Origin of the sequence: Delftia sp. JD2 (genome assembly GCF_001682645.1) — a bacterium.
Classification (GTDB): Bacteria; Pseudomonadota; Gammaproteobacteria; order Burkholderiales; family Burkholderiaceae_C; genus Comamonas; species Comamonas acidovorans.
Genome location: NZ_LFJT01000030.1, coordinates 20,016 through 40,915, shown reverse-complemented (window position 1 = coordinate 40,915; position 20,900 = coordinate 20,016). Strand labels below are relative to the sequence as shown.

General features: G+C 66.1%; 20 protein-coding genes, 1 tRNA gene and 1 pseudogene. 13 read left to right on the top strand and 9 right to left on the bottom strand.

Annotation, left to right across the window (positions count from 1 at the left end; translation table 11 throughout):
* The first annotated feature begins 5 nt into the window (after window positions 1-5).
* The 4 genes and pseudogenes from ACM14_RS17150 (at window position 6) to ACM14_RS17140 (ending at window position 5,728) form a co-directional block, all read left to right on the top strand.
* Window positions 6-578 carry a YceI family protein gene (locus ACM14_RS17150; protein WP_034391259.1) on the top strand — a complete coding sequence of 191 codons (573 nt, stop codon included), beginning with the start codon at window positions 6-8 and terminating at the stop codon, window positions 576-578.
* Window positions 579-647: 69 nt separating this feature from the next.
* The gene (locus ACM14_RS17145) at window positions 648-1,226 is read left to right on the top strand and encodes a YceI family protein (protein WP_012204149.1); all 579 of its coding nucleotides are present in this window, start codon (window positions 648-650) and stop codon (window positions 1,224-1,226) included.
* Window positions 1,227-1,537: 311 nt separating this feature from the next.
* Window positions 1,538-2,041: pseudogene (locus tag ACM14_RS32735) on the top strand (midcut-by-XrtH protein); the annotation flags it as partial.
* A gap of 57 nt (window positions 2,042-2,098) precedes the next feature.
* Window positions 2,099-5,728 (top strand): hypothetical protein, encoded by a 3,630-nt coding sequence (locus ACM14_RS17140; protein WP_254662075.1) that lies wholly within the window; start codon window positions 2,099-2,101, stop codon window positions 5,726-5,728.
* 30 nt (window positions 5,729-5,758) lie between these two features.
* Here the strand turns inward: ACM14_RS17140 and ACM14_RS17135 are convergent, their stop codons facing one another.
* Complete coding sequence (locus tag ACM14_RS17135; protein WP_065346824.1) at window positions 5,759-7,276, bottom strand: PLP-dependent aminotransferase family protein; 1,518 nt, start codon at window positions 7,274-7,276, stop codon at window positions 5,759-5,761.
* 101 nt (window positions 7,277-7,377) lie between these two features.
* Between ACM14_RS17135 and ACM14_RS17130 the strand changes: the two genes are divergently transcribed.
* The 3 genes from ACM14_RS17130 to ACM14_RS17120 are packed head-to-tail and all read left to right on the top strand — an operon-like array spanning window position 7,378 to window position 8,817.
* Complete coding sequence (locus tag ACM14_RS17130; protein WP_065346823.1) at window positions 7,378-8,007, top strand: FMN-binding negative transcriptional regulator; 630 nt, start codon at window positions 7,378-7,380, stop codon at window positions 8,005-8,007.
* 34 nt (window positions 8,008-8,041) lie between these two features.
* Complete coding sequence (locus ACM14_RS17125; protein ID WP_065346822.1) at window positions 8,042-8,389, top strand: antibiotic biosynthesis monooxygenase; 348 nt, start codon at window positions 8,042-8,044, stop codon at window positions 8,387-8,389.
* Between the two features lie 20 nt (window positions 8,390-8,409).
* Window positions 8,410-8,817 carry a DUF2809 domain-containing protein gene (locus ACM14_RS17120; RefSeq protein WP_065346821.1) on the top strand — a complete coding sequence of 136 codons (408 nt, stop codon included), beginning with the start codon at window positions 8,410-8,412 and terminating at the stop codon, window positions 8,815-8,817.
* A gap of 15 nt (window positions 8,818-8,832) precedes the next feature.
* Here the strand turns inward: ACM14_RS17120 and ACM14_RS17115 are convergent, their stop codons facing one another.
* The 3 genes from ACM14_RS17115 to ACM14_RS17105 are packed head-to-tail and all read right to left on the bottom strand — an operon-like array spanning window position 8,833 to window position 10,386.
* Window positions 8,833-9,186: a hypothetical protein gene (locus tag ACM14_RS17115; protein ID WP_065346820.1), complete on the bottom strand. Its 354-nt coding sequence runs from the start codon at window positions 9,184-9,186 to the stop codon at window positions 8,833-8,835.
* A gap of 19 nt (window positions 9,187-9,205) precedes the next feature.
* Entirely contained in the window at window positions 9,206-9,454 is a 249-nt protein-coding gene (locus ACM14_RS17110; RefSeq protein WP_012204142.1) for a DUF1272 domain-containing protein, read from the bottom strand.
* Between the two features lie 38 nt (window positions 9,455-9,492).
* Window positions 9,493-10,386, bottom strand: a complete 894-nt coding sequence (locus ACM14_RS17105; RefSeq protein WP_065346819.1) for a cation diffusion facilitator family transporter — start codon at window positions 10,384-10,386, stop codon at window positions 9,493-9,495.
* Window positions 10,387-10,632: 246 nt separating this feature from the next.
* Between ACM14_RS17105 and ACM14_RS17100 the strand changes: the two genes are divergently transcribed.
* From ACM14_RS17100 to galU, 3 genes are all read left to right on the top strand, one after another.
* The gene (locus ACM14_RS17100) at window positions 10,633-11,259 is read left to right on the top strand and encodes a VOC family protein (protein WP_034391240.1); all 627 of its coding nucleotides are present in this window, start codon (window positions 10,633-10,635) and stop codon (window positions 11,257-11,259) included.
* 184 nt (window positions 11,260-11,443) lie between these two features.
* A complete protein-coding gene (locus tag ACM14_RS17095; RefSeq protein WP_065346818.1) occupies window positions 11,444-14,356 on the top strand; it encodes a valine--tRNA ligase in 2,913 nt (970 codons plus the stop codon).
* A 238-nt stretch (window positions 14,357-14,594) separates the two neighbouring features.
* Window positions 14,595-15,482 carry a UTP--glucose-1-phosphate uridylyltransferase GalU gene (gene galU, locus ACM14_RS17090; RefSeq protein WP_012204138.1) on the top strand — a complete coding sequence of 296 codons (888 nt, stop codon included), beginning with the start codon at window positions 14,595-14,597 and terminating at the stop codon, window positions 15,480-15,482.
* An 85-nt stretch (window positions 15,483-15,567) separates the two neighbouring features.
* Here the strand turns inward: galU and ACM14_RS17085 are convergent, their stop codons facing one another.
* The 3 genes from ACM14_RS17085 to cysM form a co-directional block, all read right to left on the bottom strand.
* Window positions 15,568-15,795: a sulfurtransferase TusA family protein gene (locus ACM14_RS17085; protein ID WP_012204137.1), complete on the bottom strand. Its 228-nt coding sequence runs from the start codon at window positions 15,793-15,795 to the stop codon at window positions 15,568-15,570.
* Between the two features lie 26 nt (window positions 15,796-15,821).
* Window positions 15,822-16,424 (bottom strand): NUDIX domain-containing protein, encoded by a 603-nt coding sequence (locus ACM14_RS17080; RefSeq protein WP_034391235.1) that lies wholly within the window; start codon window positions 16,422-16,424, stop codon window positions 15,822-15,824.
* 77 nt (window positions 16,425-16,501) lie between these two features.
* Window positions 16,502-17,407, bottom strand: a complete 906-nt coding sequence (gene cysM, locus ACM14_RS17075; protein WP_017407070.1) for a cysteine synthase CysM — start codon at window positions 17,405-17,407, stop codon at window positions 16,502-16,504.
* Window positions 17,408-17,446: 39 nt separating this feature from the next.
* Here cysM and ACM14_RS17070 point away from each other — a divergent pair.
* Window positions 17,447-17,531, top strand: a tRNA-Leu gene (locus ACM14_RS17070).
* Between the two features lie 644 nt (window positions 17,532-18,175).
* Here the strand turns inward: ACM14_RS17070 and ACM14_RS17065 are convergent.
* Entirely contained in the window at window positions 18,176-18,397 is a 222-nt protein-coding gene (locus ACM14_RS17065; RefSeq protein ID WP_012204134.1) for a hypothetical protein, read from the bottom strand.
* A gap of 256 nt (window positions 18,398-18,653) precedes the next feature.
* Here ACM14_RS17065 and ACM14_RS17060 point away from each other — a divergent pair, with 256 nt between their 5' ends.
* Together ACM14_RS17060 and ACM14_RS17055 are read left to right on the top strand one after the other, a co-directional pair.
* On the top strand, window positions 18,654-19,031 hold the full coding sequence (locus ACM14_RS17060; protein ID WP_063326889.1) for a CidA/LrgA family protein: 378 nt from the start codon (window positions 18,654-18,656) through the stop codon (window positions 19,029-19,031).
* Window positions 19,028-19,774, top strand: a complete 747-nt coding sequence (locus ACM14_RS17055) for an LrgB family protein (protein WP_065346817.1) — start codon at window positions 19,028-19,030, stop codon at window positions 19,772-19,774. The genes ACM14_RS17060 and ACM14_RS17055 overlap by 4 nt, the downstream gene beginning before the upstream one ends.
* Window positions 19,775-19,894: 120 nt before the next feature.
* Here the strand turns inward: ACM14_RS17055 and ACM14_RS17050 are convergent, their stop codons facing one another.
* Window positions 19,895-20,842 carry a LysR substrate-binding domain-containing protein gene (locus ACM14_RS17050; protein ID WP_065346816.1) on the bottom strand — a complete coding sequence of 316 codons (948 nt, stop codon included), beginning with the start codon at window positions 20,840-20,842 and terminating at the stop codon, window positions 19,895-19,897.
* Window positions 20,843-20,900: the final 58 nt, after the last annotated feature.

Here is a 20,900-nt window from a genome sequence, read left to right as displayed (position 1 = left end):
TCGCCATGCGCTTTTCCTCCACGCTGACCACCATCGCCCTGGCCGCTGCGGCCCTGGCTTCCCAAGCGGCACTGGCCGAGCAAAAGCTCGTCCCCGCCCAGAGCGCCGTGAACTTCACGGCCAAACAGATGGGCGTGCCCCTGCAGGGCCACTTCAAGAAGTTCGATGCCCAAGTCCAGTTCGACACGGCCAAGCCCGACACCAGCAAGATCCGCTTCACCGTGGACACCGGCAGCGCCACCATGGGTGCCAAGGAAACCGACGCCGAACTGCCCAAGGCGGACTGGTTCAATGTCGCCAAATTCCCGCAGGCCGTGTTCGACTCCACCGCCGTCAAGGCGCTGGGCGGCGGCAAGTACCAGGTGGACGGCAAGCTCAGCATCAAGGGCCAGGTCCAGAACGTGAGCATTCCCGTGCAACTGGCCCAGTCCGGCACCACGACCACGGCCACCGGCACGCTGCCGCTCAAGCGCCTGCAATTCAAGATCGGCGAAGGCGAATGGGGCGATACCTCCATGGTGGCCGACGAGGTGCAGGTGCAGTTCAAGCTGGCACTGACCGGCGTGGGCAAGCTGTAAGCCGCGTCCCTGCCCAAGATCGGCCATTTTCTTTCCCGTTTCGTGCAACCCCAACCTAGGAGTTCTTTCATGCGCACTTCCGTGTTTGCCCTGGCCATTGCCGGCCTGTTCGCCACCGCTGTCCAGGCTGCTCCCGCAACCTACGCCATCGACCCGACGCACACCTTCGCCACGTTCGAGATCGACCACAACGGCGCCTCGACCAACCGCGTGCGCTTCGACAAGAAGAGCGGCACCGTGGAATTCGACCGTGACGCCAAGGCCGGCAAGGTCGAAGTCGTGCTGGAAATGGAATCGCTGAGCTCGGGCACCGCCGCCTTCGACAAGCACCTCAAGAGCGCCGACATCTTCAACGTGGCCAAGTTCCCCCAGGCCAAGTTCGTCTCCGACAAGTTCGTCTTCGACGGCGACAAGCTCAAGGAAGTCACCGGCCACCTGACCATCCTGGACAAGACCCAGCCCGTGACCATCAAGGCCAACAAGTTCACCTGCTACCCCAACGCCATGCTGCAAAAGCGTGAGACCTGCGGCGGCGACTTCGAAGCCGTGATCGACCGCACCGCCTTCGGCGTGAACTACGGCGTGGACTATGGCTTCCCCAAGCAAGTGCGCCTGGTGATGTCCATCGAAGCGGTCAAGCAGCAGTAAACCCGCTTTCGCCGCAGTGCCTTTCAGGGCGCTGCCGCCCAAAGCCCGTGATCCGCAAGCCGGTCACGGGCTTTTTTTTGCCTTTTCTGAATTCCCGGAAAAGACCTTGCCAATGCCCTCCATTCGCACCCGCTCCACAGAGGTACAGCAAGCACATTGGCGGCCTTTGCAAATGCATCAAATTGATAGCGATTTCACGGTCATTGAGAAGTCGCAGCATAACGATTCCTCGATATCGATAGATACAAATAGACATACTCCAAAAAACTTACTTTAAATTTCATTTTCCGATCACTCCCTGGCATTCACCCATGAAGCAGATCTCCATTGCCCCCGCCGTTGTCGCCGCCATTGCCGCCCATTCATTCCCAATGGCCGCCAATGCCCAGAGCATCACGGTCGCTCCGGCTGCCGCCGTCGCGGCAACCGCGATTCCGGTGGACAACCCTTGGAGTCTGTTGGCCCTTGCCATAGGCTTGGCCATGGCCGCCTGGCTGGTGCTGCGCAACCGGCAGCACCGGGCACTCTTCATGGCGCTGTGCACCAGCGCCATCGTGTGCGCCACGCTGTGGCACAGCCCCGATCTGCGTGCCCAATTGACGGGCAGCTTTACCAACCCGGCGGGCGAGACACGGCCATTGCTCGTTGCGCAAATTGTCAATGGCGGCAATATCAATGGATTTTCTGCAGAAGATTTCACCAATGATTCCGGTGTGGCACTGAAAATCACCGCCATTCAGCCACCGAATTTGAATCAGTGTTTTCCCTCGGGCTTCACCCATCTCATGCCGCCAGGGGCACCGCCCGCATCGCCCCCGCCTCTTTGCGCCGTGGGCAACACCATTGCGCCCAATGGCACATGCCGGGTGAATGTGGAAACCATTTGCCGCGCCGAGGCAGCCCAGGCCACGGCTGGCGCCGGCCCCACCACGCTCAGCGTTCCCGGCGCGGGCCTGTCATTTGCCGCAGGCAGCACCGGCACGGTGAACGTCAGCAACAGCGGCGGCTCGGCTGCGCTCAATGTGCAGGCCACCATTCCCGCAGGCAGCGGCATCACCATCTCCTCCAACAGCTGCGCGGCAACGCTGCCTGCGGGCTCCAGCTGCGCCATCACCCTGACGGCACCCGCGGCGGAAGGCCCGACCACCGTCAGCATTGCCGGCAGCAACGCCGCAGCCACCACCACCCCGGTCACCGTGACAGGTGGCCCGGCCCCGACCACCACGCTGAGCATTCCCGCCACGCCGCTGTCGTTTGCGGCGGGCAGCACGGGATCGGTGACCATCACCAACAGCGGCGCCGCAAATGCGCTCAATGTGCAGGCCAGCATTCCTGCAGGCAGTGGCATCACGGTGTCCAACACCACCTGCCCTGCCGCCCTGGCACCCTCTGCCAACTGCACGATCACGTTGACCGCCCCCTCGGCGGAAGGCCCGACCGCCATCGGCTTCGGCGGCAGCAACACGGCGTCCACTTCCGTGCCGGTCACGGTGTCGGCAACCGGCACGCCCACGACGCTGAACATTCCTGCGACGTCCGTGTCCTTCGGAGCGGGCGGCGCCGGCTCGGTGAGCATCACCAACAGCGGCAGCGCACCTGCGCTCAATGTGCAGGCCAGCATTCCGGGGGGCAGTGGCATCACGGTGTCCAACACCACCTGCTCCGCCATCCTGGCTCCCTCGGCCAGCTGCACGATCACGCTGACAGCCTCCTCGGCGGAAGGCCCGACCTCCATTGGCTTCGGCGGCAGCAACACGGCGTCCACGTCCGTGCCCGTCATGGTGACGACTGCCGTCCTGCCCGCCACGCTGACCATTCCCTCGGCGTCCCTGTCCTTTGGAGCGAACGGTGCTGGCTCGGTGACCATCACCAACAGCGGCAGCGCACCTGCGTTCAATGTGCAGGCCAGCATTCCGGCGGGCAGCGGCATCACGGTGTCCAGCACCACCTGCTCCGCCATCCTGGCCCCCTCGGCCAATTGCACGATCACGCTGACAGCCCCCTCGGCGGAAGGCCCGACCAACATCGGCTTCGGCGGCAGCAATGCGCCCGCCGCTACCGCACAGGTCACGGTCACCGCACCCGTCGCGCCAACCGCGCCTACCGTTCCCCCGGCACCCGTGCTGTTCGGCGCCTACGGCGCAGGCTCGGTGACCATCACCAACAACGGAACGGCGCCTGCGTTCAATCTGCGGGCCATCATTCCGGTCGGCAGCGGCATCACGGTGGCCTCCTCCACCTGCCCGGCGTCACTGCCGGTGGGCGCAAGCTGCACCATCACACTGACGGCGGCAGGACCGGAAGGCCCCACGAACATCGGCGTTGGCGGCAGCAACACGCCGGCCACGACGGTGCCCGTCACGGTGACGACCCCTGTCACGCCGACTACGCTGAACATTCCCACTGCCCCCGTGTCCTTCGGCACCGGCGGCGCAGGCTCGGTGACCATCAACAACAGCGGAAGCGCACCCGCGTTCAACGTACAGGCCACCATTCCGGCCGGCAGCGGCATCACGGTGTCCAACTCCACCTGCGCCGCCATCCTGGCCCCCGCTGCCAGCTGCACGATCACGCTGACGGCCGCTGCGGCCGAAGGCCCGACCGACATCGGCTTCGGCGGCAGCAACACGCCGGCCACGACCGTGCCGATCACGGTGACAGCCCCCGTCGTGCCCACCACGCTGAACATTCCCACGACACCCCTGTCGTTCGGCACCGGCGGTGCAGGTTCGGTGACCATCACCAACAGCGGAAGCGCACCCGCGTTCAACGTACAGGCGACCATCCCGGCCGGCAGCGGCATCACGGTGTCCACCACCACCTGCCCCGCCATCCTGGCCCCCGCTGCCAGCTGCACGATCACGCTGACGGCCGCTGCGGCCGAAGGGGCGACTGCCATCAGCTTCGGCGGCACCAACACACCGGCGACGACGGTGCCGGTCACGGTGACAGCCCCCGTCGCGCCGACCACGCTGGACATTCCCGCCGCACCCGTGTCGTTTGGCACCAGCGGAGCGGGCACGGTGACCATCACCAACAACGGATCCGCACCGGCGTTCAACGTGCAAGCCACCATTCCGGTCGGCAGCGGCATCACGGTGGCGTCCAGCACCTGCCCCATCTCCCTGGCCCCCGGGGCCGACTGCACGATCACGCTGACGGCTGCGGCCGCAGAAGGCCCGACCGCGGTCATCTTTGGCGGCAGCAATACGCCCACCACGACCGTGCAGGTCACGGTGACGGTGCCCGTTCCCACGGCCACGCTCTCGATACCCAGCGCTCCGCTGTCGTTCGCTGCGGGCGGCTCGACAACGGTCCTCATCAGCAACACCGGCGCTTCTGCAGCCTTCAACGTGACCGCCACGGCGCCAGCCGGTAGCGGAATCACCGTGCAGTCGAACACGTGCGGTGCCGCACTCGCCTCTCTGGCCAGCTGCGGCATCACCCTGACTGCGGCCGCCGCCGAAGGCCCCACGGCCATCAGCCTCGGCGGCAGCAATACGCTGGCCACGACCGTGCCGGTCACGGTGACGGCGCCCGTCACCCCGACCACGCTGGGCATGTCCACCACGCCCGTGTCGTTCAACACAGGGGCAACGGGCTCGGTGACCATCACCAACAACGGTGGGGCCCCTGCGTTCGACGTTCAGGCCACGATTCCGCTGGGCAGCAACCTCACCGTGTCCGCCAACACCTGTGGTTCATCGCTGGCTCCGGGACTCAATTGCACCATCACGCTGACTGGAGGCACGGTCGAAGGTCCTACGCAGGTCAGCTTTGCCGGCAGCAACACGTCTGCCACGAACGTGGCATTCACGGTGACGGCGCCCAGCACCTCGACCACGCTGGGGATCTCCGCATCGACCCTGACGATTGCTCCTGGCGACACGGGCTTCGTGACCATCACCAACACGGGATCGAATGCCGCCGCCAACATCGGCGCCACCATCCCCGGCGGCAGTGGGCTGTCCGTTTCCGGCAACACCTGCGGGCTGTCGCTGCCGGCCGGGGGGACTTGCACGGTGACCTTCACCGCAGGTTCGGACGAGGGGCCGACCAATGTCACCATCCAGGGCAGCAACACCGACACCGCAGCCGTGTCGATCACGGTCTCGGGTTCCATCGACATTGGCGCCTACCACCTCGATGGCAGCTGTGGTGTGCTTGGCGTCCTTGGCCCCGGCTTCACCCTCACGGCAGGCTCTGCGCCGCTTCCCGTCGGCACCACGGTGACCATCATCGGTTCGGGAGTTGCCAACATCGGTGTGTTCAGTGTGACGGGAGGCACAGCCAGCGTGTCGGTACTTTCCCCAACCTCCCGCCAGGTCACCCTGACCTCGGCACTGCCGGCTGGGGCCACGATCGCGTTCAGAACCACGCTGTCCATCAGCGTCGCCTTCACGCTGAATGGCTCGACGACGCTGCCCAACGGCTATGCGGGCACAGGCGGGAAGCCCGCTGGCAGCGTGAGTTCCACGCTCGTTCTCTGCAGCGCCACCTGATTGCAGGCGCTGCGGCAGTACCCGGAAACCTCAGCGTCGGCAAGGCGGGGCCTCGAAGGCCTCGCCTTTTTTCTGTCCATCCCGCACCACGCCCGCCAGCCTGCGCACCCCTTGCTCTATGGCCTGCGGCTGCAGGCTCGCATAGCCCAGGACCAGCCCGGCACAGGACTGGCGGCGATGGACATCGCCGGCCGCATAGAGCGGCGAGATGGGGCGAACGCCCACGCCACGCTCTCGCGCCAACCGCACCAGGGCAATCTCATCGCGCTGATGCACGGCAGGCACCCAGGCCACCACATGCAGGCCGGAGGCCGAGCCTTCGACCTGCACCGCGCCCGGCAAGTACCGCTCCAGCGCCTGCAGCAATGCCGCCCGCCGGCCTTCGTTGCGACGGCGGGCAGCGCGCACATGGCGCTCGTAGCTGCCGTCCTCGATCAGCGCGGCCAGCACCAGCTGGTCCAGGCGCGGTGCATGCCGGTCGGCCAGCCGCCGGGCTTCCCGGAACACGGGCACCAGGGACGGCGGCAGCACCAGGTAGCCCATGCGCATCTGCGGCGATAAGGCCTTGGAGAAAGTGCCGACATGGATGACGCAACCCACCTCGTCAATGGACTGCAGGGCGTCGATGGGGCGCAGCCCGTAGCGGAATTCGCCGTCGTAGTCGTCCTCCAGAATCCAGGCACCGGTGGCGCGCGCCCAGGCCAGCAGTTGCTGCCTGCGGCCTATGGGCAGCACGCCGCCCAGCGGAAACTGGTGCGAGGGCGTGACATAGGCCAGCCGCGCCTGGCGCCCGGCCAGCGCCGAGGTATCCAGGCCCTGTTCATCGACGGCCACTTCCTGCAGGCATGCGCCCTGGGCCTCGAACACGCGGCGCGCCATCAGGTAGCAGGGCTCTTCCATCAGCACGGTCTCGCCCGGATCGACCAGCACGCGCGCGCAAAGGTCGATGGCCTGCTGCGAGCCCTGCACCACCACGATCTGATCGGCCGAACAGACAAGCCCCCGCGCCCTGCGCAGATAGCCTTGCAGCGCCATGCGCAGCGCCGGCTCGCCTTCGGGCGCGTCGTAGGACAGGGAAGACTGGCGCTGCACGATGGCGCGGTTGTAGGCGCGCCGCCAGGCCAGCGTGGGAAAGTCGTCAAAGGCCAGGGCGCCGTAGAGAAAGTCGATCACGGCAGGCCCTTCATCCCCGGCGCGAGCGGGCTGGGCCTGCGCCAGCGCATCCACGCGCCGCCCATAGGAAGACAGGCGGGATCGGCAATCCTGCGCCGCAGCCGCAATGCGGGGCGCGCGGCTGCGCTGCTCCGCGCCAGCTGCCACGCGCGCCCGGGCGCCCTGTGCAGTCTCCAGATAGCCCTCGGCCGCAAGCTGCTCGTAGGCCGCCGTGATGGTGGTGCGCGACACCCCCAGGTCCAGCGCCAGCGCGCGGGTGGAAGGCAGGCGCGCGCCCACGGCCAGGCTGCCGTCGGCCATCTGGGATTTCAGCCATTCGTGGATGCGGCGGGCGCTGGGCGCAGCCCCGGTATCGGCGGCGAAATGGGACTTCAACTGGTCTTCCAAAAAATCACAAAACTGGATTTTTCATTGTGCCAGGGATGGTGGATAGTCCTGTTTCCCCCGATGCCGGCACACCAGCCCAGGAAGCGCCCATGTACACGCCCGCCCATTTCTCCCTCACCGATTCCGACAGCCTGCACGGCCTGATCCGCAGCCACCCCCTGGGCACGCTCGTCACCCAGGCCAACGGCGTGCTGGATGCCAACCACCTGCCGTTCCTGCTGGATGCGGACCCGGGGGAGATGGGCACGCTGAGCGCCCATGTGGCCCGCGCCAATCCCATCTGGCAGCAGTGCCGCGACGGCGCCGAGGTGCTGGTCGTCTTCCGTGGTGCCGAAGGCTATATCTCGCCCAGCTGGTATCCAAGCAAGCACGAGACGCACCGCCTGGTGCCCACCTGGAACTACGAGGCCGTGCATGTGCACGGGCAAATCAGCATCCATGACGACGAGAGATTCGTGCGCGGCCTGGTCGGGCGGCTCACGCGGGCCCATGAGGCATCGCAGGCCCAGCCCTGGAAGATGTCCGACTCGCCGCGTGAATTCATCGACGGCATGCTGCAGGCCATCGTCGGCCTGCAGATCCGCATCACCCGCCTGGAGGGCAAGGCCAAGCTCAGCCAGAACCGGCAGGCCCGCGACCTGGAAGGCGCCATCGGCGCGCTGCGCGAGCGCGGACAGGAGCCGCTGGCCGGTGCCATGGATGCGGCGCCGCGCCTCTAGCGCCTGCCATCCTCACACAGATTGCCAACCACCGATGTACACATCCACCTTTACCTTCGCGCCGGGCGAATATGACGCGCCATTCCATGCCCTTGACGGCCGGATCGCCGAGATCGCCCGCGCCATCCCCGGCTACCTGGGCGAAGAGGCCTGGGAGAACCCCGCCACAGGCCTGGTCTCCAACGTCTACTACTGGCAGACCTGGGAGGCGCTGCAGCAACTGATGCGCCACCCTGCGCACCTCGAAGCCAAGCAGCAACAGGCGCGCTGGCTCAAGGGCTACCAGGTGGTGATCGCCCAGGTGGTGGGCAGCTACGGCGATGGCGGGATAGCGCACCCGCTGGCCACCACTGCGCAAGGCACTGCGCACCCGGCTCGCTGACCGGACCCGCTTTTGGCCCGATGATGGCGGCCATGCGATGGCGTTTTGATCCTGTTTCCCTGGCGTGGGCGGTGGCCCTGTTTGTCTTGCTCGTGCTGCTGGCCACCGTCGGCGCGCGCTGGGGCTGGGTACGCAGCTTCTTCGGCGACGTGATGGCCGTGGCCTGGGTCTATGCCGTGTTCAAGACCGTGATCGCCGCGCGCGTGCTGCCGCTGGCGTCGGCCGCGCTGTGCGTGGGCCTGCTGGTGGAGCTGGGCCAGTTCCTGGCATCGACCTTCCAGTTGCACATTCCCAACCGCGCTTTGCGCATCGTTCTGGGCAGCACGGCCGACTGGTGGGATGTGCTGGCCTATGTGATGGGTTTTGCAGCCGTGCTGGCGGTGGAGGCTGCGTTCCGTGGCCGCAGGCGCCCCGCCTTCACGGCATAAACCCGCAGCGGTCCGCTACGGCTCTGGAACAAGCTCCTCGACAACGGATTCGCAGTGGATTTTCAGCCGCCCATAGTGGGACAGCTGCAAGAACAGATGCTGCGCCCTTGCTGACGAAGGCCTCTTCGTATCCCGCTGCAGCACTTCGCAGCGGTCCAGGCAGTCATCCATCTCTGCGGCTGCGTCGCGCTGGACGTTGGCAAAGTACGCCTGCACGGCAGGAAAGTTGACGATCCGCTCCAAGCGAATGGCTACCCTGGCCTGCGGCCTGTCGAACACGGCATAGAGAAAGAAGCACAGTTCCACGCTCCGGGCCGCCACATCCAGGCGCACCTGCTCCAGCAATCCATCGTGGTACTGGTACTGCAATCGATGGCTCCGCGCCGGATCAGGCCCGTACAGCGCAACCGCCGGCCTTGAGCACCCGCTTCGTCGAGGCCGGATACCGCTCCAGCTTGTCCGCCGGCCGGCGCGGCCTGGCCACCAGCTCGCCACCGCAGTTGGGGCAGGCGCCGTGCAGCACATGATCCGCACAGCCGGCACAGAACGTGCACTCGAAGGTGCAGATGCGAGCCTCGGCAGACTCTGGCGGCAGGTCCTTGTCGCAGCATTCGCAGTTGGGTCGAAGCTCAAGCATCGGTGCACTCCGGGTGTGGTCCATGAAGACTAGGCATCCTAGTGGATGTGCTCTGCCGCGGAGCGGTCCTCGCTCTCCATCTGCAGCGTCGTATGGTGCAGGTCGAAGCCGGCCTGCAGCCTGTCCTCGATATCGCGGCGCACCTGCTCGCCGTCCGCGCCGGGCAGCAGCACCACATGGCCGGTCAGCATGGGCTTGCTCTGCGTGACCGCCCACAGGTGGACATCGTGGATCGCTGCCACGCCCGCCGTGCCCGCAATCGTCTCGCGCACTGCCTGCAGGCTCATTCCTGAGGGCACGCCTTCCAGCAGGATGTTGATGCACTCGCGCAACAGGGTCCACGTCCGCGGAAACACCATGAAGCCGATGCCCACGGCCACCGCCGAGTCGATCCACCGCCAGCCCGTCAGCCAGATCAGCGCGGCACCGGCGAGCACGCCGACCGAGCCCAGCATGTCCGCCCACACCTCCAGGTACGCGCCCTTCACGTTCAGGCTCTCATCCTTGCCACCCGACAGCAGGCGCATGGAGAGCAGGTTGATCACCAGCCCCACGGCCGCCACCGCCATCATGCCCAGGGACTGGATTTCTGCAGGCGCCGACAGCCGGCGGTAGGCCTCATACAGGATGTAGAAGGCCACGCCCAGCAGGACCAGTGCGTTGACGGCGGCGGCCAGGATCTCGAAGCGCGCATAGCCGTAGGTGCGCATCAGGTCGGCTGCCTTGCGGCCGGCGCGTATGGCCACCAGGGCCAGCAGCAGCGCCATCGCATCGGTCAGCATGTGCATGGCGTCGGAGATCAGGGCCAGGCTGCCCGTGACCATGCCGCCGATGATTTCCACCACCATGAAGGTGCCGGTCAATCCGAAGGCAAACCAGAGGCGGGATTCCGGCAGGGCACGCACGTCGCCGTGCTGATGGCTGTCGCTCATGAGATTCCTTGACTTGAAAACGGTTGTGAACAGAGGGCCGCTGCATCAATGGCGTCCATGGCAGGCAGGGGCACGGACCTCCATGAGAAAGCGTGAAGTAACTTGAAGGTCAAGTGCTGCCGGCAACTCGGCGCCGCAGGTGGCCCGGACACCGCAGCGCGCATATCCCTGCATTCATCGCAACATTTCATTTAGGTAAATTGATTACGAATAGTAGAATCAAGTCATCCACCAAGGAGACATTCGATGAACACAAGCGCCCGTCCCGACCTGTCCACGCTGCCACCGCCCGCCGCCGTGCAGCAGCTGCACCACTACGCCTACAAGGCCCGCGATGCCGAGGAGACCCGCCACTTCTACGAGGACATCCTGGGCCTGCCGCTCTATCACATCATCCAGAGCGACTACGTGCCCAGCACGGGCGAGTACTGCCCCTACACGCATTTCTTCTTCCGCCTGAAGGATGGTTCGTTCATCGCCTTCTTCGACATCGGCGACGACGAAAAGGCCCTGCCCTCGCCCAACACGCCGCTGTGGATCAACCACATCGCCTTCCGCGTGGACACCGTCGAGGAACTGGAGAACACCAAGGCCCGCCTGGTGGCGCATGGCATCGAGGTGCTGGGCGTGACCGACCACCACATCTTCAAGAGCATCTATTTCTTCGATCCCAACGGCATCCGCCTGGAGCTGTCGGCCCAGCTGGCCGACGAAGTGCAGATGGCGCGCGAAAGCACCACCGCCCACGCCCGCCTGAACGAGTGGACGGCACGCAAGGAGCAATGGCGCAAGGAGCGCGCCGAAGGCAAGGCCGCCCAGCCGCTCAAGCCCCAGAGCAACGACCGGCCCGAGTTCGTGCCCGACGCAGCCTAGAGCGTGTTGTGCACTTTAGAGTGCACAACACGCTCTCAATAAAACCCGGCGAACAGGCAGGCGGACGGGGTCGGTAGAATCCCCGTCAAACCGTCATCCATTTCGCATATGCAGACGGCATCCCTTCAACGGATGCCGTTTTCATTTGCCAAACGCCATTCGCACAATTCCCCGCAAGCAAGCCATGAGCGACACCATTGCCCAGCCAGGCCTCGACAGCCTGTCCAAATCGTTTGAACCCGCCGCCATCGAGGCCCAATGGGGCCCTGAATGGGAAAAGCGCGGCTACGGCGCAGCCGGCGTGCGCGGCACGGGCCAGGCAGATGCATCCCAGCCATCGTTCTCCGTCCAGCTGCCGCCGCCCAATGTGACGGGCACGCTGCACATGGGCCATGCGTTCAACCAGACCATCATGGACAGCCTCACGCGCTACCACCGCATGAAGGGCCACAACACGGTCTGGGTGCCCGGCACCGACCACGCGGGCATCGCCACCCAGATCGTGGTGGAGCGCCAGCTGCAGGAGCAGGGCATCGCCAGCCGCCACGACATGGGCGCGACGCCTCCCGAGGCGCGCAAGAACTTCGTGAGCAAGGTCTGGGAGTGGAAGAACCAGAGCGGCAACACCATCACCGGCCAGATGCGCCGCATGGGCGACAGCGTGGACTGGAGCCGCGAGTACTTCACCATGGACGACAAGCTGTCGTCCATCGTCAACGAGACCTTCGTGCGCCTGTACCAGCAGGGCCTGATCTACCGTGGCAAGCGCCTGGTGAACTGGGACCCCAAGCTGATGTCCGCCGTCTCCGACCTCGAGGTCGAGAACGAGGAAAAGGACGGCTCGCTGTGGCACATCGCCTATCCGCTGGCCGACGGCTCGGGCCAGCTCGTGGTGGCCACCACGCGCCCGGAAACCATGCTGGGCGACGCAGCCCTGATGGTGCACCCCGAGGACGAGCGCTACCAGGCGCTGATCGGCAAGACCGTGATCCTGCCCCTGGTGGGCCGCGAGATCCCCATCATTGCCGACGACTACGTGGACCGCGAGTTCGGCACGGGCGTGGTCAAGGTCACGCCTGCGCATGACAACAACGACTACGCCGTGGGCCAGCGCCACGGCCTGCCGATGATCTGCGTGCTCACGCTCACGGCCACCATCAACGACGAGGCGCCCGAGAAGTACCGCGGCATGGACCGCTTCGTGGCGCGCAAGGCCATCGTGGCCGACCTGGACGCGGCCGGCCTGCTGGTCGAGACCAAGAAGCACAAGCTCATGGTGCCCATCTGCACGCGCACGGGCCAGGTGATCGAGCCCATGCTGACCGACCAGTGGTTCGTGGCCATGAACAAGGTGGGCGAAGGCGATGCCACGGGCAAGTCCATCGCGCAGAAGGCCATCGATGCCGTCTCCAGCGGCCAGGTGCAGTTCGTGCCCGAGAACTGGGTCAACACCTACAACCAGTGGATGAACAACATCCAGGACTGGTGCATCTCGCGCCAGCTGTGGTGGGGCCACCAGATTCCCGCCTGGTACGACGAGGACGGCAAGGTCTACGTGGCCCGCACCGAGGAAGAAGCCCGCGCCCAGGCCCCCGGCAAGACGCTCACGCGCGACGAGGACGTGCTGGACACCTGGTACTCCTCGGCCCTGGTGCCGTTCTCCACCATGGGCTGGCCGAACCAGACCGAGGCGGCCGACGATGACTACAACCTCTACCTGCCCAGCTCGGTGCTGGTCACGGGCTACGACATCATCTTCTTCTGGGTCGCCCGGATGATCATGATGACCACGCACTTCACGGGCCGCGTGCCCTTCCGCCATGTCTACATGCATGGCCTGGTGCGTGACGCCCAGGGCAAGAAGATGAGCAAGTCCGAGGGCAACGTGCTCGACCCCGTGGACCTGATCGACGGCATCGACCTGGACACCCTTCTGGACAAGCGCACGCAGGGCCTGCGCCGCCCCGAGACCGCGCCCCAGGTGCGCAAGAACACGCAAAAGGAATTCCCCGAGGGCATTCCCGCCTACGGCGCCGACGCGCTGCGCTTCACCTTCGCGGCCCTGGCCTCGCTGGGCCGCTCCATCAACTTCGACAGCAAGCGCTGCGAGGGCTACCGCAACTTCTGCAACAAGCTGTGGAATGCCAGCCGCTTCGTGCTGATGAACTGCGAAGGCCATGACTGCGGCCTGCTGCCCCACACCAAGGAGCAATGCCAGGCCGGCGGCGAGTTCGCGGGCTACATGCAGTTCAGCCAGCCCGACCGCTGGATCGCCTCGCAGCTGCAGAAGGTCGAGGCCGAAGTGGCCAAGGGCTTTGCCGAATTCCGCCTGGACAACGTGGCCAACGCGCTGTACGACTTCGTCTGGAACGAGTTCTGCGACTGGTACCTGGAAATCGCCAAGGTGCAGATCCAGACCGGCAACGAGGCCCAGCAGCGCGCCACGCGCCGCACGCTGATCCGCACGCTGGAGGCCATCCTGCGCCTGGCCCACCCCATCATCCCGTTCGTGACCGAAGCCCTGTGGCAGAAGGTCGCCCCGGTCGCCGGCCTGCCCGGCGAGTCCGTGGCCGTGGCCCGCTACCCCGAGGCCCAGCCCGAGAAGATCGACGAGGCCGCCATCGCCTACGTGGGCCGCATCAAGCAGATGATCGACGCCTGCCGCACGCTGCGCGGCGAGATGGGCGTGTCGCCCGCACAGCGCCTGCCGCTGCTGGCCGTGGCCAGCTCGGCCGACGAGGCACAGTTCCTGCGCACCAATGCCGCCGTGCTGCAAAACCTGGCCAAGCTCAGCGAGGTCAAGGTGTTCGACGACGAGGCCGCCTGGGCCGAGGCCGCCCAGGCCGCCCCGGTCTGCGTGGTGGGCGAGGCGCGCCTGGCGCTGTTCGTGGAGATCGACGTGGCCGCCGAAAAGGCCCGCCTGTCCAAGGAAGCCGCACGCCTGGAAGGCGAGATCACCAAGGCCAATGCCAAGCTGGGCAACGAGTCCTTCGTGGCCAAGGCGCCCCCGGCCGTCATCGACCAGGAAAAGAAGCGCGTGGCCGACTTCGGCGCCACGCTGATCCGCATCCAGGAACAACTCGCCCGCCTGGGTTGACATGGAATCTCCCCCTGAGCGGCTGCGCCGCTTCCCCCTCTCTCGCTTCGCGGGAGGGGGACGACACCCTCGGCGCGGGGCGGCGCGGCCGGCTGAGGCCCTTCCTCGGTGTCCCTGATCTTGGGCTGCGCCAGTTTCATCGTCCGAGGGCATCAAGTCGCACAATGAAAGCTGAGACACTTAGCGAAGAAGACGCAAAGCCGCACGCTTTTTCCATCACCTGAATCCCAAGATTTTCATGAGTAATCAGACCCGTGTCCGCAAAGCCGTGTTTCCCGTTGCCGGGCTCGGCACGCGCTTTCTGCCCGCCACCAAGGCCTCTCCCAAGGAGATGCTGCCCGTGGTGGACAAGCCGCTGATCCAGTACGCCGTGGAAGAGGCCTACGAGGCCGGCATCCGCGACATGATCTTCGTCACCGGCCGCAGCAAGCGCGCCATCGAGGACCATTTCGACACCGCCTACGAGCTGGAAAACGAGCTGGAGAACGCCGGCAAGCAGGCCATGCTGGAGCTGGTGCGCAGCATCAGCCCCGCCGACATGAACTGCCTGTTCGTGCGCCAGCCGCGCTCGCTGGGCCTGGGCCATGCCGTGCTGTGCGCCGAGCCGCTGGTGGGCAACGAGCCCTTTGCCGTGCTGCTGGCCGACGACCTGATGGTGGGCGAGCCTGGCGGCCCCGGCGTGATGGCGCAGATGACATCGGCCTTCCACAAGCAGGGCCGCTCCCTGCTGGCCGTGCAGGAAGTGCCGCTGGAGCAGACCAAGCGCTATGGCATCGTGGCTGGCGAGCCGGCCGGCGGTTCGCTGATGCGCATCGAGAAGATCGTGGAAAAGCCCGCGCCCGAGAAGGCCCCCTCGCGCATGGGCGTGGCTGGCCGCTACGTGCTGACACCGGCCATCTTCGAGGAGATCCGCAACCAGCCCAAGGGCGTGGGCGGCGAGATCCAGCTGACGGACGCCATCGAACGCCTGATGGCCCATGAAGCCGTCTACGCCTTCCAGTACCAGGGCAAGCGCTACGACTGCGGCAGCAAGGAAGGCTTTCTGCAGGCCACGGTGGAGCTGGCGCTGCAGCACGAGGACGTGGGCGCGAGCTTCCGCGAATACCTGCAGGGCCTGAGCATCTGAGGCCCGGCCTCAGGGCCGCCCCTGCCCCATGCAAAAGGCCTGCGAAAGCAGGCCTTTTTCTTTGGAACGAACCGCGGGCAGCCGCTCAGCGCCGGCGCAGGATATGGATGAACTCCGCACCCACGGTCTGCTGCTCCACCAGTTCATTGCCGGTCTGCTTGGCAAAGGCCTGGAAGTCGCGCAGCGAGCCCGTGTCGGTGGCCACCACCTTGAGCAGCTGGCCGCTGTCCAGTTCGGCCAGCGCCTTCTTGGCCTTGAGAATGGGCAGCGGGCAGTTGAGCCCGCGCGTGTCGATTTCCTTGTGAATTTCCATCGGATGCACCTCTTGAGCCTGGGATTCTAGGCGGCATCGCGGCTGAGGCCGGCAGCAGTGTCTTCATCGGCGCGACTCGCTTCAGCCTCCTGGGCCTGCTCGGCACGCTTCCAGAAGTCACGGATCACAGGATCATGCCCCCGGCTGCGCAGCCACTTGGCCAGCGCCATGCCGGTGCCCGAAGGCCAGGCCTGGACTTTCTCGGGCTCCAGCAGCCGGTACTCGAGCAGCTCGGGCGACAGCCGCACCTGGCCGCTGGCGCGCACATGGAAGGCGATGATCACCTGGTTCATGCGCAGGAACTCATGCACGCTGATCAGCTCCAGCGACTCGGCCTGCAGGCCGGTTTCCTCCGCCACCTCGCGTGCCACGCCCTCCTCGGGCGACTCGCCGGCTTCCATGAAGCCCGTGATCAGGCCGAAGACCTTCTCGGGCCAGGCCGCATTGCGCGCCAGCAGCACCTTGCCGTCCAGCTCCACGATGGCGGCCAGCACCGGCGTGGGATTGTTCCAGTGCGTCCAGCCGCACTCGGGGCAGCGCAGGCGCGATACATCGCCGCCGTCCTCGGCCTGGATCACCCACTGCAGGGGCGTTGCGCAGTGCGTGCAATAGCGGGTTTCATAGTGCATGGGGCTGTTCCTGGTTTTTTGCTGTCCTGGCTCAATGCAAACAGGAAGGCCCGCCGGAAGGCGGGCCTGTCGCTGCGTCAGGCGGGGAAGACGCCCGTGGACAGATAGCGGTCGCCGCGGTCGCAGACCACGAAGACGATGGTGGCGTTGTTCTCGCGCTCGGCAATCTGCTGGGCCACCCAGCAGGCGCCCGCCGCCGAGATGCCGGCAAAGATGCCTTCCTCGCGCGCCAGGCGGCGCGCCATGTCCTCGGCATCGTCCTGGCCCACGAGCACGGTCTCGTCGATCAGCGAGGCGTCGTAGATCTTGGGCATGTATTCCTCGGGCCACTTGCGGATGCCGGGGATGCGCGAGCCCTCGGCCGGCTGGGCGCCCACGATGCGGATGGCAGGGTTCTTTTCCTTAAGGAACTTCGCCACGCCGGTGATCGTGCCCGTGGTGCCCATGGCGCTCACGAAATGCGTGATCTCGCCGCCGGTCTGCTCCCACAGCTCGGGGCCCGTGGTCTCGTAGTGGATGCGCGGATTGTCGGGGTTGCCGAACTGGTCGAGCACCACGCCCTTGCCCTGGGCCACCATCTGGTCGGCCAGGTCGCGCGCGTATTCCATGCCGCCGCTCTTGGGCGTGAGGATCAGCTCGGCGCCATAGGCCTTCATCGTCTGGGCACGCTCGATGGACAGGTCCTCGGGCATGATCAGCACCATCCGGTAGCCCTTGATCGTGGCGGCCATGGCCAGCGCAATGCCGGTATTGCCCGAGGTGGCCTCGATCAGCGTGTCGCCGGGCTTGATGTCGCCGCGCTCTTCGGCGCGGCGGATCATCGACAGGGCCGGCCTGTCCTTGACCGAACCGGCCGGGTTGTTGCCTTCCAGCTTGCCCAGCACCACGTTGCCACGTTCCTGGCGAGACTGCGCACCGATGCGCTGCAATGCCACCAGGGGCGTGCGGCCGATGGCGTCTTCGATGGTCGGATAAATTTTCATAGCCTCACACTGTGCCATAATTCGCCCCTGCGCTAAGTAGCCCGGGTGGTGAAATTGGTAGACGCAGGGGACTCAAAATCCCCCGCCGCAAGGCGTGCCGGTTCGATTCCGGCCCCGGGCACCAGAGATTACGTAGCCGAAAAAGCAGTCCCCTGCTTTTTCGGCTATTTCTTTTCCGGCCGCTGTCTTCACAGCGTCCGCACAAACCTCAAGCCCCTTTGCATCCAGCCGTGTTCAACGGCTGCACTGCATTTCAAGGCCCTCCAGCCTGCACCGATCCTGCGTCCTCATGCCTTGGGCGGGATGACGCCTGCGCGCTTTTCGCCGCACCGGGCCCAACCTGTGTACAACTTTGGCATCAACCGCCTCTCAAGGCCTGCCAGGCCTGGGCCTTGGCCCATGCTGAAGCCTGCTTGAAGCAGCACCATCCCAGCCCGCAGACAGGGCTGCAGCCCTGCGTCAAATTCAGTACCTTCCCTCTGAAAACCGCCACTTGCACCACCGTCATGCAGCCCTTGCCCAGCGCGGGCACCAGCCCGGTGCGCCCACGGTTCGGGCCTGTGAAAGCCCATGAAAAAAGCCACCCTGAGGTGGCTTCCTTTCTCCACAGATCCATTGAACAACCCTGTGGATAATCAGTGAACAGCAAGTGAACGAGGCGTCCAAGTGCTTGCATTCACTGGCCGCAGGCTAAGCTGCCTGCAAATCAGGCAACCTCCAGATCCAAGGGAAAACCCTCGATTCGGAAGGCACCTGACACGCCTCGCCTCAGGCATCCGTGCGGCGGATCTGCGCGCGCCCTGCCGCCGTGATGTGCCATTGATGGCTGCTGTCCACTTCGACCAGTCCACGCTCGCGCAGCCTCTTGGACAGATGCTCGCGCGCCGCGCTTTCCAGCGACACGGGCTCGCCCATCTCCAGCTTCTTGAGCACTTCGAGTTCATCCACCGTCGGCTCGTACACGGGTGCGTGATATGTGGTTTCGGCCATCGCTACTCCTTCGCTATTCAAAGTCTCATGCCCCAGGACTCTAGGGGGCACGGACCCAAACATAGCCTTGGCCCGGGAGCCGCGCAATCGGTGGCCGCACCTTTTTTCGAGTTGTGGGCGATGATTGCACGCTTTGCGGCGGCGTCCCACAGGCGCCAGGGCCAGGCCCCGGCCTGACAACGGGCGATCCACGCTCTTGCCGCACCCGCCCCATTGGCCGCTCCCTCACCCATCTGACCCAGGAATTCAGGTTTTCATGCTGTACGCCATCACCGCCTTGTTCGCCTTCCAGTTGCTGGGGGAGGCCATCGTCCAGCTCACGGGGCTGCCGCTTCCGGGCGCGCTCGTGGGCACGCTGCTGCTGCTGGGGGCGCTGCTGCTGCACGGCCGCCTGCCCGAGTCGCTGGAGAAGGCCGCCGGCGTGCTGCTGCAGAACATGATGCTGCTGTTCATTCCCGTCATTGCAGGCGTGATGCTGGAGTTCGACCGGCTGTCGCGCGAATGGCAGCCCTTTGTGATCGCCTGCGTGGCGGGTGCGGCCATCACCTTCCTGGCCACGGCCTTCACCTTCCGCTGGTGCCTGGAGCGCCAGCGCGCCCGCGAAGCGGCCGCCAGCCAGGGAGACAAGGCATGAGCGCGCTCGCCACCCACTGGCAAAGCGCCTGGCAGTCGCTGTCCGGCAACGCCTCCACCGCCCATCTGCCCTGGCTGGTGCTGACCATGGCCGTCTACCTGGCGGCCATGGCGCTGTACCGCAGAAGCGGCAACCATCCGCTCCTGATTCCCGTCTTCACGGCCGTGGTCGTCATCGTGGGCGTGCTGCTGGCCACGGGCACCTCCTATGCCAGCTACCGCAGCGGCGTCTCGCTGCTGGGGCTGCTGATCGGCCCGGCCACCGTCGCGCTGGCAATTCCGCTGTACGCCCAGCGCGAGCGCATCCGCGCGCTGTGGCTGCCCATCAGCGTGGCGCTGGCCGTGGGCTGCGTGGTGGCGTTGCTGTCGGCACTGCTGATCGGCTGGAGCCTGGGAGCGACGGTGCAGACACTGGTGGCGCTGGCGCCCAAGTCGGCCACCATTCCCATCGCCCTGCCCATGGCCGAGCGCTTTGGCGGGCCGGCCTCGCTGGCGGCCGTGGCCGTGGCCATCACCGGCATTGCGGGCACGATGATGGCGCCGCTGCTGATCCGCCTGGTGCGCAGCGATGACCCGGCCGTGCAGGGTTTTGCCCTGGGACTTACGGCCCACGCCATTGGCACGGCACGCGCGCTGCAGGTGAATCCGACCATGGGCGCCTTCTCGGCCCTGGCCATGGGCCTGAACGGCGTGGCCACGGCCGTGGTCATGCCGCTGTGCCTGGCCGTGCTGCCCTGGTTTTGAGCGCGATTGCGGGTTTTCCCCAGAGACACCCCCACAAGCCTGTGGACAAGCGCCGCCAGCAGCAAGGATAAGTCAGTTAAGTGACTGTCATCGTTGAACAATCCAAAGCCTGCTTAATTTTCAGGCAGGCCGGTGCTCCCTGGCGCGCTGCTGCAGCCATGAAGAGAACACGCGCAGGGCGGGCGCGGGCTGCGCATCGGGCGCCAGGGCCGGCGTGACCAGGTAGTAGGCACGGTTGCCGCGCAGCGGCTGGGGGCAGGCAATGATGAGGTCGCCGCGCGCCAGTTCCTGCTCGATCAGCATGGGTGGCATCAGCGCCACGCCCAGGCCCTGGCTGGCCGCCACGGCCAGCATGGAGAACAGCTCCAGCCGCATGCCGTCCAGCGCGCGCGGCGCGGCCACGCCCATGGCATCGAACCACTGCTGCCAGCCGTAGGGCCGCGTGCTTTGCTGCAGCAGCGGCATCCGGGCCACGACATCCGCCCCCACGGGCAGCCAGGCGCGACCCGGCTCGCGCGCCTGCGCCGTGGCCAGCAGTTGCGGGCTGCACACGGGCACCACCTCTTCGTCCATCAGCCATTGCGCCTGCACACCGGGCCAGCGCGCCACCTGCTCGGGCGTGCCTGCATAGAGCGCGGCGTCGAACACGGTATCGGCGAAAAGGAAGGGCCGCGTCTGCACGTCGATGTGCACCGTGACCTCGGGATGCTCGCGCGCCAGCTGCGGCAGGCGCGGCAGCAGCCAGCGCGTGGCGAAGGTGGGCACGGCCGCCAGGTTGAGCGGCCCGCCTTCGCCCTGGTGGGCCATGATGTCCAGCGTGTCGCGCTCCAGGCCGTGCAGCCAGCGCGAGACCTGCTGTGCGTACTGCGTGCCCGCCTCGGTCAGCAGCACGCCGTGGCGCGTGCGCCGGAACAGCTGCACGCCCAGGAACTCCTCCAGCGCAATGATCTGGCGCGATACCGCGCTTTGCGTGAGCGACAGTTCCTGCGCCGCACGCGTGTAGCTGATGTGCCGGGCGGCCGATTCAAAGCAGGCCAGGGCTTGGGTGGATGGCAGGGCTCTACGCATATCTCATGAATTCAACGCACTCCAATGGCACACATCATAGGGAATAACCCGCAACATG

Bases quoted from the DNA above. Each gene is read 5' to 3' on its own strand.
- ACM14_RS17080 (WP_034391235.1), bottom strand. From the start codon at position 16,424: ATGCACTATGAAACCCGCTATTGCACGCACTGCGCAACGCCCCTGCAG.
- ACM14_RS17130 (WP_065346823.1), top strand. From the start codon at position 7,378: ATGTACACGCCCGCCCATTTCTCCCTCACCGATTCCGACAGCCTGCAC.
- ACM14_RS17065 (WP_012204134.1), bottom strand. From the start codon at position 18,397: ATGGCCGAAACCACATATCACGCACCCGTGTACGAGCCGACGGTGGAT.
- ACM14_RS17150 (WP_034391259.1), top strand. From the start codon at position 6: ATGCGCTTTTCCTCCACGCTGACCACCATCGCCCTGGCCGCTGCGGCC.
- ACM14_RS17100 (WP_034391240.1), top strand. From the start codon at position 10,633: ATGAACACAAGCGCCCGTCCCGACCTGTCCACGCTGCCACCGCCCGCC.
- ACM14_RS17055 (WP_065346817.1), top strand. From the start codon at position 19,028: ATGAGCGCGCTCGCCACCCACTGGCAAAGCGCCTGGCAGTCGCTGTCC.
- cysM (WP_017407070.1), bottom strand. From the start codon at position 17,407: ATGAAAATTTATCCGACCATCGAAGACGCCATCGGCCGCACGCCCCTG.
- ACM14_RS17105 (WP_065346819.1), bottom strand. From the start codon at position 10,386: ATGAGCGACAGCCATCAGCACGGCGACGTGCGTGCCCTGCCGGAATCC.
- galU (WP_012204138.1), top strand. From the start codon at position 14,595: ATGAGTAATCAGACCCGTGTCCGCAAAGCCGTGTTTCCCGTTGCCGGG.
- ACM14_RS17060 (WP_063326889.1), top strand. From the start codon at position 18,654: ATGCTGTACGCCATCACCGCCTTGTTCGCCTTCCAGTTGCTGGGGGAG.
- ACM14_RS17110 (WP_012204142.1), bottom strand. From the start codon at position 9,454: ATGCTTGAGCTTCGACCCAACTGCGAATGCTGCGACAAGGACCTGCCG.
- ACM14_RS17095 (WP_065346818.1), top strand. From the start codon at position 11,444: ATGAGCGACACCATTGCCCAGCCAGGCCTCGACAGCCTGTCCAAATCG.
- ACM14_RS17085 (WP_012204137.1), bottom strand. From the start codon at position 15,795: ATGGAAATTCACAAGGAAATCGACACGCGCGGGCTCAACTGCCCGCTG.
- ACM14_RS17120 (WP_065346821.1), top strand. From the start codon at position 8,410: ATGATGGCGGCCATGCGATGGCGTTTTGATCCTGTTTCCCTGGCGTGG.
- ACM14_RS17125 (WP_065346822.1), top strand. From the start codon at position 8,042: ATGTACACATCCACCTTTACCTTCGCGCCGGGCGAATATGACGCGCCA.
- ACM14_RS17050 (WP_065346816.1), bottom strand. From the start codon at position 20,842: ATGCGTAGAGCCCTGCCATCCACCCAAGCCCTGGCCTGCTTTGAATCG.
- ACM14_RS17145 (WP_012204149.1), top strand. From the start codon at position 648: ATGCGCACTTCCGTGTTTGCCCTGGCCATTGCCGGCCTGTTCGCCACC.